The organism is Massilia litorea (genome assembly GCF_015101885.1).
GTDB lineage: Bacteria > Pseudomonadota > Gammaproteobacteria > Burkholderiales > Burkholderiaceae_D > Telluria > Telluria litorea.
Genome location: NZ_CP062941.1, coordinates 4327753 through 4341198 on the forward strand (window position 1 = coordinate 4327753; position 13446 = coordinate 4341198).

Consider the following 13446-nt stretch of genomic DNA (forward strand, 5'->3'; position numbering starts at 1 on the left):
ATGTAAGGTGGCCGGGACCCGCGGTCCCGGCCTTCCGGACTTACTTGATTTTCTTCGTACCCTTGCCGAGGCCTTCGAAGCCCTTCAGCTCGACGCCGCCGATCGCGGCCAGCGAGGCCTGGCCGCCGCCGAAGGCGGTGGTCGAGCCGAGGAAGCCGCTGCTCGCCTGCGCCAGCACCGTGGTGTCGACGCCATTGCGTTCGTCGGCCCAGGTCAGCGTCTTGCTGTCCGCCTGCGCCTTCGAGACCGCGAGATCGACCGCCAGCCAGGCGCCGAAGGCCTGCGCCGAGGTCGTGTTGGCGACAACCGGGGCGGGCAGCGCGAACTCGGCGACCTTGTTGAAGTTCAGGTAGCTCGGCACCGCCGGGCCGCTGGCAGTGCCGGCAGCGGGCGCTTCGACCGCGGCGGCAACCGCGAGGGTCGCCACGCCGTTCGACGCCGTGACACCAGCCGACAGCGACAGCTTCTTGCCGCCGGCCGAACCAGGATTGCCCGGCGACGTGCCCGGGCCGTCGTTCTGGTTCGTGTCGTGGCCCGCCGGTGCGGCGTCCTCGCCATTGCCCAGGCCTTCGTTGCCGTGGCTGACCGCCAGCGTGAACACGTCCGAGGCCGACAGGCTGCCGGCCGTGCTGCCGTCGGCAGCAGCGTCGGTGGCCGTGACGCGCACGTCGATCTTGCCGACCTGCTTGGGCGAGGTGCCCGAGAAGGTGCCGGTGGCCGCGTCGAACTTCAGCCAGGTCGGCAGCGCCGTACCGTCGGCCAGGGCGGCCGTGTAGCTCAGCGTGTCGCCCTTGTCGATGTCCTTGAAGCTGCCGGCCGGGAGCGCAAACGAGAAGGCCTTGTTGAAGGTGACGTCATGGTCGGCCAGCTGCGTCACCACGATCGGTGCGTCGTTCACGCCGGCGACAGTGATGTCCAGGGTCGAGGCGGCGCCGGCGATGCCGTCGCTGGCCTTGACCACGAAGCGCTCGGTGACGCTCGCATTGCGGCCCAGCGACTGCGCAGCGGCGGTGTCGAGCTGGTAGCTGTAGCTGCCGTCCTGGGCCAGGGTCAGCTTGCCCAGGCTGCCGGTCACGGTGCCGGCGTTGGTCAGCGCCAGGCGGGTGCCGGCGTCGACATCGCGGTCGTTGGCCAGCAGGTTGCCGCTCACGCCGGCCGCGTCTTCGGTCAGGCGCGCGCTGTCGGCGGCCAGCACCGGCACGTCGTTGGTGCCGGTGATGGTGACCGCGAACTGCGAGGCGGCATTCGCCTGGCCATCGGTGGCGAGGTAGCTGAAGCTGTCGACCACGGTCTGGCCCGCGGCGAGGGCCTGCACGACCTGCGAGCCGTTGTCCAGGCTGTAGGTGTAACTGCCGTCCTGGGCCAGCACCAGGCTGCCGTAGATGCCGGCATAGGTGCCCGGCGCCGCCACTGCCAGCACGGAGCCGGCGTCGACGTCGTGGTCGTTGGCCAGCAGGTTGCCGCTGGCGACGAGCGTGCCGTCCTCGCCCACCTGGGCGGTATCGGCGCTGACCAGCGGCGCGTCGTTGGTGCCGGTGATGGTAATGGCCAGTTCCGATGCCGACTGCGCGCCGCCGTCGGTGGCGAGGTAGCTGAAGCGATCGACGACCGTCTGGCCGGCGGCCAGCGCCTGGACCGCCTGCAGACTGTTGTCCAGGTTGTAGCTGTAGCCGCCGTCCTGCGCCACCACCAGGCTGCCGTAGATGCCGGCATAGGTGCCCGGTGCCGCCACGGCCAGCGCGGTGCCCGCGTCCGCATCGCGGTCGTTGGCCAGCAGGCTACCGCTGACCGCCGGGGCCAGGTCTTCGCTGACCTGCGCCACGTCGGCGCTCACCGCCGGCGCGTCGTTGGTGCCGGTGATCGTAATGGCCAGTTCCGATGCCGACTGCGCGCTGCCGTCGGTAGCGAGGTAGCTGAAGCGGTCGACGACCGTCTGGCCTGCGCCCAGCGCCTGCACTGCCTGCAGGCTGTTGTCCAGGGTGTAGGTGTAGCCGCCGTCCTGCGCCACCACCAGGCTGCCGTAGATGCCGGCATAGGTGCCCGGTGCCGCCACGGCCAGCGCGGTGCCCGCGTCCGCATCGCGGTCGTTGGCCAGCAGGTTGCCGCTGACGGCCGGGGCCAGGTCTTCGCTGACCTGCGCCACGTCGGCGCTCACCACCGGCGCGTCGTTGGCGCCGGCGATCGTGATGGTCAGGTTCGCTGCGCTGCCGGCGATGCCGTCGGTCGCCACGTAGGCGAAGGTGTCGGTCACGGTTTCGCCCGCGTTCAGGGCCTGCACGTTCGCGGCCCCCGCGTTCAGGGCGTAGCTGTAGCTGCCGTCCTGGGCGATGGTGAGATTGCCGTAGACGCCGTCATACCTGCCCGGCGCGGCCACCTGCAGCACGGTGCCGCGGTCGATGTCGCTGTCGTTGGCCAGTACGTTGCCGGTCACCGCGGCGGCATTGTCTTCCGCCGTGGCGGCGCTGTCGCCGGCCGTCACCGGACCGTCGTTGACGCCGACGATGCGCACGTGGGCCGTCGCGGTCGAGGTTTCGCCCATGGCGTCGGCGATGGTGTAGGTGAAGCTGTCTTCCACAACCTCGCCCGCCGCCAGGCTCTGGTAAGCGTCGCCGATTTCGTAGCCGAGCATGCCGTCCTGCAGGCTCAGGTCCACGCCGAGCGCCGACTGGCCGACCGCGATCACGGTCACCACGTCGCCGGCGTCCGGGTCGGTGTCGTTGGCCAGCAGCCGGGTCACGGGGACGTTCAGCAGTCCGTCGTCTTCGCCCAGCGCCAGCAGGTCGTCCGCTGCGGTCGGCGCCGCGTTCAGCAGGCCGGCGATGCCGCCATGGTCGAGCGTGGTGCCGTCGTCGAACACGATCTCCGTCACGCCCTCGGACTGGACCAGCCAGTCGGCCAGCACGATGCTGTCGCCGGTGGCGACGATGGTCAGGACGAGGTCATTGCCGGACTGCCCGGCATGGAGGTCGGCGGCGGTGAGTCCGCCGCGGATGGCGAGCGTGCCGCTGCCTTCCGAATCGATCACGCGGTCGTTGCCGTCGCCGGCGCCGAACAGATAGGTATCCTTGCCCGCGCCGCCCAGCAGCAGGTCGTTGCCGGCGCCGCCGGCCAGGGTGTCGTTGCCGGCCATGCCGGACAGGAGGTTGTCGCCGCTGTTGCCGGTCAGGACGTTGTCCGAGGCGTTGCCGCTGCCCTGCAGGTTGGCGCCGCCGGTCAGGACCAGGTTTTCCACGTTCGCACCCAGCACGTGGCTGGCGCTGGCGTAGACCGTGTCGACGCCGTTGCCGGCCGCTTCGACGACGGTGTCGCCGGCGTTGTCGACCAGGTAGACGTCGTTGCCGGCGCCGCCCTGCAGCATGTCGGCGTCAAAACCGCCGTCCAGGCGGTCGTCGCCCGCGCCGCCCAGCAGCGTATCGCTGCCGGCGCCGCCATTCAGGATGTCGTTGCCCGCGCCGCCGTCGATCAGGTTGGCGCCGCCGTTGCCGGTGATGGTGTTGTCGAGCGCATTGCCGGTGCCGTTGATGTTGGCGCTGCCGGTCAGTACCAGGTGCTCGACGTTCGCCGACAGCAGGGTCGTCGCACTGGCCAGCACGGTGTCCACGCCCTCGCCCGCCGCTTCGATCACGACGTCGCCGGCGTTGTCGACGATATAGGTATCGTCGCCGGCAGCGCCGGCCAGGGTATCGGCGCCGAGGCCGCCGTCAAGGACGTTGGCGCCGCTCGTGCCGAGGATGCTGTTGGCCAGCGCGTTGCCGGTGCCGTTCAGGTCGCCAGTGCCTTGCAGCACCAGGTTTTCGACGTTGGCGCCAAGGGTGTAGCTGAAGCCCGCGCGCACCGTGTCGGTACCGCCGCCCGCCGCCTCGACGACGGTGTCGGCCGTGTCCACTTCATAGATGTCGTCGCCGCTGCCGCCCTGCAGGCTGTCCGCGCCGGCGCCGCCGACGAGGGTGTCGTTGCCGGCGCCGCCGACCAGGGTGTCGTTGCCGGCGCCGCCGTCGAGAACGTTGTTGCCGCCGTTGCCCGTGATGAGGTTGTCGGCATCGTTACCGCTGCCGTCGAGGTTGGCGCTGCCGGTGAGGGTCAGGTTCTCGAGCTGTTCGCCCAGCGAAGTCGAGAAGCTGGACTGGACCGTGTCCACGCCCTCGCCCGCGTTCTCGACGATGCGGTCGGCCGCGTTGTCGATGACGTAGGTGTCGTTGCCGCTGCCGCCGATGAGGACGTCGTTGCCGACGCCGCCGTCGAGCGTGTCGTTGCCGGCGCCACCGAGGATGGTGTCGTTGCCGGCCATGCCGGAGAGAACATTGGCCGCGTCGTTGCCCGTGATCAGGTTGTCCTGCGCGTTGCCGGTGCCGTTGATCGCGGCGGCGCCGGTCAGGACCAGGTTCTCGACGTTGTTCGAGAGCGTGTAGTTCGCGCTAGCATAGACGATGTCGGTGCCGGCGTTTGCCGCTTCCGTGATGAGGTCGGCCGTGTTGTCGGCGATATAGGTGTCGTCGCCGGCGCCGCCGGCCATGGTGTCGATGCCTGCGCCGCCGTCGATCAGGTTGTTGCCGGCGTTGCCGGTGATGCTGTTGGCCAGCGCGTTGCCGCTGCCGGACAGGTTGGCGGCGCCCGTCAGCACCAGGTTCTCGACATTGGCCGTCAGGGTGTAATCGATCGAGGACTGCACGGTGTCCGTGCCGGCGCCCGCGCCCTCGACGACGGCATCCTTCGCATCCTCGACCACATAGGTGTCGTTGCCGACGCCGCCCTGCATCAGGTCGGCACCGCTGCCGCCGTCGAGGATGTCGTCGCCGCCGTTGCCGACCAGCGTGTCCATGCCCGCGCCGCCGTTCAGGGTATTGGCCGCATTGTTGCCGGTGATGACGTTGTCGAGCTCGTTACCGCTGCCGTTGATGACCGCGCCGCCGGTGAGCACCAGGTTTTCGACGCTGTCGGTCAGGGTATAGGTGATCGAGGACTGGACCGTGTCGCTGCCCTCGCCCGCGTTCTCGACAACCAGATCGCCCGCATTGTCGACGACGTAGACGTCGTCCTCCGTGCCGCCGGCCATGCTGTCGGCACCCACGCCGCCGTTGAGCAGGTCCTTGCCGGCGTCGCCCTGCAGGCGGTCGTCGCCGAGGTCGCCGTTGAGGGTATCGTCGCCGTCGCCGCCGATCAGGGTGTCGTTGCCGAGGTTGCCGTTGATGGTGTCGTTGCCGGCCTTGCCGTCGAGGACGTTCGCGCCGGTGTTGCCGTTGATGATGTTGGCCAGTTCGTTGCCGTTGCCGTCGATGTCGAGCGTGCCGGTCAGGGTCAGGTTCTCGACATTGTCGGTGAGGGTGTAGGTGATGCTCGACTGGACCAGGTCGGTGCCCTCGCCCGCCGCTTCGACGACCAGGTCGCCGTTGTCGTCGACCACGAAGGTGTCGTCGCCCAGGCCGCCCGCCATGCGGTCCGCGCCCGCGCCGCCGTTCACGATGTCGTTGCCGGCGTCGCCGAAGAGCTGGTCGTCGCCCGCCTCGCCGTAGAGAACGTCGTTGCCGTTGCCGCCGCTGATGCTGTCCTTGCCGGCACCCGCGTAGACGGTGTCGGCGCCATCGCCGGCGGCGGCGGTGTTGTTGCCGCTGTTGCCGGTAATGATGTTGTTGAGCGCGTTGCCGGCGCCGTTCAGGTCATCCGTGCCGGTCAGGGTCAGGTTCTCGACGTTGGCGGTGAGCGTGTAGTCGATGCTCGAATACACGGTGTCGGTGCCGGCGCCGGCCAGTTCTTCCACGACGTCGCCCGCATTCTCGACGATGTAGGCGTCGTCGCCGTAGCCGCCCTGCATCAGGTCGGCGCCGAGGCCGCCGTCGAGGGTGTCGTTGCCGTAGAGGCCGGCCAGCGTGTCCTTGCCTTCGAGGCCGAACAGGCTGTTGTTCGCGTTATTGCCGGTGACCGTGTTGTCAAGCTCGTTACCGGTGCCGCGCGTGCCGGCGCCGCCCGTCAGCACCAGGTTCTCGGTGTTGGCGGTGAGGGTGTAGTCGACGCCGGACTGCACCGTGTCGAGGCCTTCGCTTGCGTTCTCGACCACCAGGTCCAGCACGCTGTCGACGATGAAGGTATCGTCGCCCAGGCCGCCGGCCATGCGGTCGTTACCCGTGCCGCCGTTGAGCACGTCGTTGCCGGCGTCGCCTTGCAGCTGGTCGTCCCCGCCGTCGCCGTTCAGGGCGTCGTTGCCTTCGCCGCCGATCAGGGTATCGTTGCCGAGACCGCCATTGAGGGTGTCGTTGCCTGCCAGGCCGTCGAGGACGTTGGCGCCGGCATTGCCGTTGATGATGTTGTTCAGCTCGTTGCCGGTGCCCGCGATGTCCTGGGTGCCGGTCAGGTTCAGGTTCTCGACGTTGTCGGTCAGCGTATAGCTGATGCCCGCGTTGACCAGGTCGGTGCCTGCGCCCGCGCCTTCGATGATCAGGTCGCCCGCATCGTCGAGGATGTAGGTATCGTCGCCGCTGCCGCCTTCCATGCGGTCGGCGCCGAGGCCGCCGTCGAGGAGGTCGTTGCCCGCTTCGCCCAGCAGCAGGTCATTGCCGGCGCCACCGTTGAGGGTGTCGTTGCCGGCGCCCGCCGCGAAGCTGTTGTTGCCGGCGTTGCCGGTCATGACGTTGGCCAGCGTGTTGCCGATGCCGTCCAGGTCTTCGCTGCCCAGTAGCACCAGGTTCTCGACGTTGTCGGTCAGCGTGTAGCTGATGTTCGAGCGTACCGTGTCGTTGCCGACGCCCACCGCCTCGGTGACGCGGTCGCCCGCCTGGTCGATCACATAGGTATCGTCGCCTTGCCCGCCGTCCATGGTGTCGGCGCCGAGGCCGCCGTCCAGGGTGTCGTTGCCCGCGTTACCGAAGAGGACGTCGGCGCCGTCCATGCCGAACAGCAGGTTGTTGCCATTGTTGCCGCTGATCGTGTTGTCGAGCTCGTTGCCGGCGCCGGTGCCGGCACTGCCGGTCAGCGTCAGGTTCTCGACCTCGGCGCTCAGGGTGTAGTTGACGCCCGCCAGCACCTTGTCGATGCCTTCGCCGGCCAGTTCGCTGACCACGTCGGCGCTGTTGTCGACCACATAGGTGTCGTCGCCGCTGCCGCCTTCCATGCGGTCGACGCCGGTGCCGCCGTCCAGGGTATCGTTGCCGAGGCCGCCGACCAGGCGGTCGTCGCCGCCGTTGCCGTTCAGCGTATCGTTGCCCTCCAGGCCGTACAGGACGTTGGCGCCGCTGTTGCCGTTGATGACATTGTCGAGCGTGTTGCCGCTGCCTTCGAGCACGGCGCTGCCGGTCAGCACGAGGTTCTCGGTGTTTTCCGTCAGGGTGTAGCCGATGCTCGACTGCACGGTATCGACGCCAGCGCCGGCCGCTTCGACCACCAGGTCGCCGCCGTTGTCGACCACATAGGTGTCGTCGCCACTGCCGCCTTCCATCGTGTCGGCACCCAGGCCGCCATCGATCAGGTCGTTGCCCGCTTCGCCGACCAGGCTGTCGTCGCCGGCCTGGCCGTTGAGGATGTCGTTGCCGTCGCCGCCGAAGACGAAGTCGTTGCCGGCGCCGGCATTGACGGTGTCGGCACCGGCGCCGGCCTGCACCGTATTCGCGCCGCTGTTGCCCGTAATGAGGTTGTTGAGCGCATTGCCGCTGCCGGCCAGGTCGGCCGTGCCCGTGAGCGTCAGGTTCTCGACGTTGTCGCCCAGGGTGTAGTCGATGCTCGACTGGACGGTGTCGCTGCCGCCGCCCGCCGCTTCGATCACGCTGTCGCCGGCGGCATCGACCACATAGACGTCGTCGCCGGTGCCGCCGCTCATGGTATCAATGCCGGTCCCGCCGTCGAGGGTGTCGTTGCCGGCCGCGCCAATCAGGGTGTCGTTACCGTCCAGGCCGCTCAGGATGTTGGCGCCGTTGTTGCCGGTGATGACGTTATCGAGGGCGTTACCGGTGCCGTTGACGGAACCGGAGCCGGTCAGGGTCAGGTTCTCGACGTTGTCACCCAGGGTGTAGGTCACGCTGGACTGGACCGTATCGGTGCCTTCGCCCCCGTTCTCGACCACGCGGTCGCCGGCGTTGTCGACCACATAGGTGTCGTCGCCGGCCGCGCCGATCAGCGTGTCGGCGCCGCCGCGGCCATCGAGGACGTTGGCGCCGCTGTTGCCGGTGATCGTGTTGTTCAGCGCATTACCGGTGCCGTTGATGTCGGCACTGCCCGTCAGGATCAGGTCGTCGACGGTGGACGACAGCGTGGTGGTGACGGACGAATTCGTGGTGGTCATGGGTTTCCTCTTGTTTTACGTCGGAAGGCTGGGGAATCAGGCGGCGGGTGCTTGCGCGGCGGGCGGCACGACCTGCATTTTTGCTGCGGGATGGCTGCGGGTTGCGGCGGAGCGATCGAAGCTGAACACTTCGTCGACCTGCAGGCCACGCGGAATCTGGTGCGTGATGAAGACCATCGTGACCTTGCCCTTCAGGGAGTTCACGGTACGCGCGAAGCCCTCGGCGGTCTGCTGGTCGAGGTTCGACACGGCTTCGTCGAAAATCAGGATGTTCGGGTTGCGCAGCAGTGCGCGCGCGATCGCCAGGCGCTGGCGCTGGCCGCCGGACAGGCCGGTGCCGCGCTCGCCGATCTCGGTCTGGTAGCCCTGGGGCAGCTTGTCGATGGTGTCGTGGATCTCGGCGGCCTTGCAGGCGGCGATGACGTCGTCGAAGCTGGCATGCGGATGCGCCATCACCAGGTTGTCGTAGATCGTGCCGGAAAACAGCACGGTCTCCTGGGGCACGACGCCGAAGCTGCGGCGCAGTTCATTCGCGGCCAGGAAGCGGATGTCGCGCCCATCGAGCAGGACCTGGCCGTCGCCCGGCTGGTAAAAGCCCAGCAGCAGCTTGGCGAGGGTGCTCTTGCCGCAGCCCGAAGCCCCCATCAGCACGGAGAGGCGCCCCGGCTTGAACGACAGGTTCAGGTTGCGGTACAGCCAGGGGTGGTGCTCGGAATAGCGGAAGGCCAGGTTGACCAGCTCGAGCGCGCCCTGCCCGCGGGCTTCGCGGCTCGGCACCATCGCGTGGGGCTCGGTCGGCATGTCCATCATGTCGCCCAGGCGCTTCACGGCGATGTTCGCCTGTTGGAACTCCTGCCACAGGCCGGACAGCCGCAGCATCGGCTGGCTCATGCGCCCGGCGAACATCTGGAAGGCGACCAGCATGCCGATGGTGAAGCCGTCGTTGCGCATGACCAGCAGCGCGCCCACCAGCAGGATGGACAGCGTCATCACCTGCTCGACCGCATTGGCGGCGACGTTATAGGTGTTGCCTACCTGCTTGGTCGAGAAGCCGGCTGCCAGCGACTGGGCCAGCAGGTCGCCGTACTTGCGGTCGACGTCCGGTTCCATCTGCAGCGATTTCACGGTGCCCATGCCGGCCAGGTATTCGGTCAGGAAGGCCTGGTTGCGCGCGCCCAGCATGAACTGCCTGTTCAGGCGATCGCGAAACAGCGGCGTGACCAGGATGCCCATCACGGCGATGACGCCGAGCAGGCCGAGCGCGATCAGCGAGAGCTGCCAGCTGTAGCTGAACATCACGGCCAGGAAGATCAGCAGGAAAGGCAGGTCGAGGATCAGCGTGACGGCCGCGCCCGAGATGAATTCGCGGATCGTCTCGACGCCATGCAGGCGCGCGACCAGGGTGCCGGTCGGACGCTGCTCGAAGTAAGGCAAGGGCAGGCGCAGCAGGTGGCGGAACACCTCGCTGCCGAGCACGGCGTCGATCCGGTTTCCCGTATGCAGCACCAGGTATTGGCGCAGCCAGGTCATGCCCGAGGTAAAGACCATGAACATCAGCAGGCCGACAGCCAGCACGGCAAGGGTATTCTGGGTCTGGTGCACGACCACCTTGTCGATGATCGCCTGGGTGAACAGGGGCGTCGCCAGGCCGACCAGCTGGATCGCCAGCGAGGCGAGCAGGATGTCGCGCCAGATCGCCTTGTGTTTCACCAGCTCGGGCAGGAACCAGCGGAAGCCGAAGGGCTTTTGTTCGCTGCTAAAACCGGCGATCTCCGCGTCCGGGCCGGCTTCGATCGTCGTTTCCTTGCCGAACAGGAGCAGCTCGGGCGCGAAGCGCAGGCCGGCCTCGTCGATCGCGATCGATTCGGCGAGGTCGGAACCGGCACGAAAACAGCTCAGGGTCTGGCCATCGGTCTTCAGGATGAGCAGCAGGGAATGCACTTCGCTGCCGTCCGCCTGCGGCGTGCGCAGGAAAGCGATGGCAGGCAGGGGAAGCTGTTGCCAGTCGAGGCCGGCGACGGCGCAGCTGCCCGTGCGGATGCCGACGGCGCGCGCCATCTCGTGGAAGCTGGCAACGCAATATGGGGGTGGAAATTGCTGGGCGACCAATCCACTGTCGAATGGGAGCCGATACAGGCCGCACAGGCTCCCCAATGCCCACAGGACTTCCTCACGCCGAACGATGTCGGTAAGCGCCATAAACCCCAGTTTCTCTCTGCGTTGAATGCGAAGACCATGCTGTTTCGACAAGCGGTCTTTCTAATGAGAAATATTTTATCATGGAGTTGCCGTATGGCAATGGTCTTCCTCAAGGCGCCGGGCGTGCGCGCCACCTGCCGGAGGAATGTGTTGCGCGGAGCAGACAGTGGGAAATCTAGCGAGCCGGGCCCAATGTAAAAAAACCACCGCATGCGGTGGTTTCCTTGTCCAGACCAGGTTGCTTACTTCTGCAGTTGGCCGAGCGCCTGCTCGATGTCGGCAATCAGGTCGTCCGTACTTTCAAGGCCGATATTAAAGCGTACCAGGGTCCCCTTGCCTTCCCAGTTGCGGCGGATCGCCGCCATCCGGTAGGGCATCACCAGGCTGTTCGCGCCGCCCCAGCTGTAGCCGAGGCCGAACAGCGCGAGCGAGTCGACGAAGCGGTCGGTCTGCTCCTCCGTGTAGCGCTCGTCGAAGATGACCGAGAACAGGCCGCCGGCGCCGCTGAAGTCGCGCTGCCAGGTGGCGTGACCCGGGCAGTCCTCGAAGGCGGGATGCAGCACGCTGGTGATTTCGGGACGCGCCTTGAGCCAGGCCGCGACCCGGCGTGCGCCGGCATCGTGGGCCTCGAAGCGCAGCTTCATGCTCGGCAGGCCGCGCATCACCAGATACGCGTCGTCCGCGCTCACGCCGAGGCCGAGGCGCATGTGGGCCATCGCCAGCTTGTCGTGAACGGCGCGGTCGCGCGTCATCACGGCGCCCATCAGGACGTCCGAGCCGCCCGACTGGTATTTGGTCAGCGCCTGCATGATGATGTCCACGCCCAGGTCGAAACCGCGCAATGCGAGGCCCGCCGACCAGGTGTTGTCGAGCGCGACCAGCACGCCGCGCGCATGCGCCGCGGCGCAGATCGCAGGCAGATCGGGCACTTCCATCGACACTGAACCCGGCGCCTCGGTCCAGACCAGCTTCGTGTTCGGCTGGATCAGGTCGGCGATACCGGCGCCGACCAGCGGATCATAATAGCGTGCGGTGATGCCGAAATCGTTCGACAGCCAGCGCCCCAGTTCGCGATTCGGGTTGTAGACGTTATCGGGCAGCAGGACGTCGTCGCCGGTTTTGAGCAGCGCGAAGTCCACCATCGCGATCGCCGCCAGGCCCGAGGGCGCGAGCAGGCAGTGGCGCGCGTCCTCGATCTCGGCCAGGCGCGCTTCCAGGGTGAAGGTGGTCGGCGTGCCGTGCAGGCCGTAGGTATAGGCGTTCTTCTCTTTCCACTCGCCCGAGCGCATCGCCGCGACGCTCTCGAACAGCACGGTGGAGGCGTGGTGGATGGCCGGCGGGAAGGCGGCGAAGCCGCCCGGGGCCGTGTAATCCGTGTGGATGATCTGGGTCTGGAGCGACTTCTTCGTCATGGTCGGCGCGTCCTTTAGGCCAGGGTGGCCCACAGGTCGTGGGCGTCCGCCTTCGTGACGACCACGTCGGCGAACTGGCCGACGGCCAGCTTCGATTTACCCGGCACCAGCGAGCGCTTGATGTGGACCACGCCGTCGATTTCCGGCGCGTCGGCGCTCGACCTGCCGATCGCTTCGCGCGGACCGACTTCGTCGACCAGCACGCGGATGGTCTTGCCGACCTTCGCCTGCAGGCGCTTGAGCGAGATCTCTTCCTGCAGCAGCATGACGCGCGCACGGCGCTCTTCGCGCACTTCCTGGGGCACCGGGTTGGCCAGTTCGTTGGCGGTCGCGCCTTCGACCGGCGAATAGGCGAAGCAGCCCAGGCGGTCGATCTGCGCTTCGCGCAGGAAGTCGAGCAGGTATTCGAACTCGGCTTCCGTCTCGCCCGGGAAGCCGGCGATGAAGGTCGAGCGGATCGTCAGGTCCGGATTCATCTTGCGCCAGGCCAGGATGCGGTCCAGGTTCTTTTCGCCGGAAGCCGGACGCTTCATGCGCTTCAACACGTCCGGGTGCGCGTGCTGCATCGGGATGTCGAGGTAAGGCAGCACGTGACCGTCGCCCATCAGCGGGATGACCTGGTCGACGTGCGGATACGGGTAGACGTAGTGGAGGCGCACCCAGGCGTCGTACTGGCGCGCCAGCTGGCCCAGGGCCTCGGTCAGTTGCGTCATGTGGGTCTTGATCGGGCGGCCGTTCCAGAAGCCGGTGCGGAATTTCACATCGACGCCATACGCGCTCGTGTCCTGCGAAATCACCAGCAGTTCCTTGACGCCGGCCTTGAACAGGTTTTCGGCTTCGATCAGCACTTCATGGATCGGGCGCGAGACCAGGTCGCCGCGCATCGACGGGATGATGCAGAAACTGCAGCGGTGGTTGCAGCCTTCGGAAATCTTCAAATACGCGTAGTGCTTCGGCGTCAGCTTGACGCCATGGTCCGGCATCAGGTCGATGAAGGGATCGTGCGGTTTCGGCAGGTGCAGGTGCACCGACTCCATCACTTCGGCCATCGCATGCGGGCCGGTCACGGCCAGCACCTTCGGGTGCACCTTGGTGATGATGTCGTCGCCCGCGGCGTCCTTCTTCGCGCCCAGGCAGCCGGTGACGATGACTTTACCGTTTTCGGCCAGGGCCTCGCCGATCGCGTCGAGCGACTCCTGCACCGCGGCATCGATGAAGCCGCAGGTGTTGACGATCACGAGGTCGGCACCGGCATACGACTTGGCGGTCTGGTAACCCTCGGCGCGCAGCTGGGTCAGGATCTGTTCCGAGTCGACCAGCGCCTTCGGGCAGCCGAGCGAGACGAAACCGACCTTCGGTGCGGCGGCTGGGGCAGCCGAAGGTGCACCAACTGCGGTCTCAGGGTTGGCGGCGGGGACGGGATTGCGGCGGAGTTCGAGCATGGGCAGGAGGCGACAAAGTAAACGGGCAATCTGCGATTGTACCTGAACGCACACGGGGGGACCACCGGGTGGGCGTTTCGCGGCTGTGGATTTCCACAGCTGGTGCCAGGGTGTCGTTTTCTGGAAA

General features: G+C 67.4%; 4 protein-coding genes. All 4 read right to left on the reverse strand.

Features of this window, described 5'->3' with window-relative positions; genetic code table 11:
• Positions 1–40 precede the first annotated feature (40 nt).
• The 4 genes from LPB04_RS24320 to rimO all read right to left on the reverse strand — a co-directional run bounded on the left by LPB04_RS24320 (position 41) and on the right by rimO (position 13319).
• Positions 41–8266, reverse strand: coding sequence for a beta strand repeat-containing protein (locus LPB04_RS24320; protein WP_193686126.1), 8226 nt, complete (start codon positions 8264–8266; stop codon positions 41–43).
• 36 nt (positions 8267–8302) lie between these two features.
• Positions 8303–10465, reverse strand: a complete 2163-nt coding sequence (locus LPB04_RS19485) for a peptidase domain-containing ABC transporter (RefSeq protein WP_193686127.1) — start codon at positions 10463–10465, stop codon at positions 8303–8305.
• A 242-nt stretch (positions 10466–10707) separates the two neighbouring features.
• Positions 10708–11877 (reverse strand): cystathionine beta-lyase, encoded by a 1170-nt coding sequence (locus LPB04_RS19490; RefSeq protein ID WP_193686128.1) that lies wholly within the window; start codon positions 11875–11877, stop codon positions 10708–10710.
• 14 nt (positions 11878–11891) lie between these two features.
• Positions 11892–13319 (reverse strand): 30S ribosomal protein S12 methylthiotransferase RimO, encoded by a 1428-nt coding sequence (gene rimO, locus LPB04_RS19495; RefSeq protein WP_193686129.1) that lies wholly within the window; start codon positions 13317–13319, stop codon positions 11892–11894.
• Positions 13320–13446 lie beyond the last annotated feature (127 nt).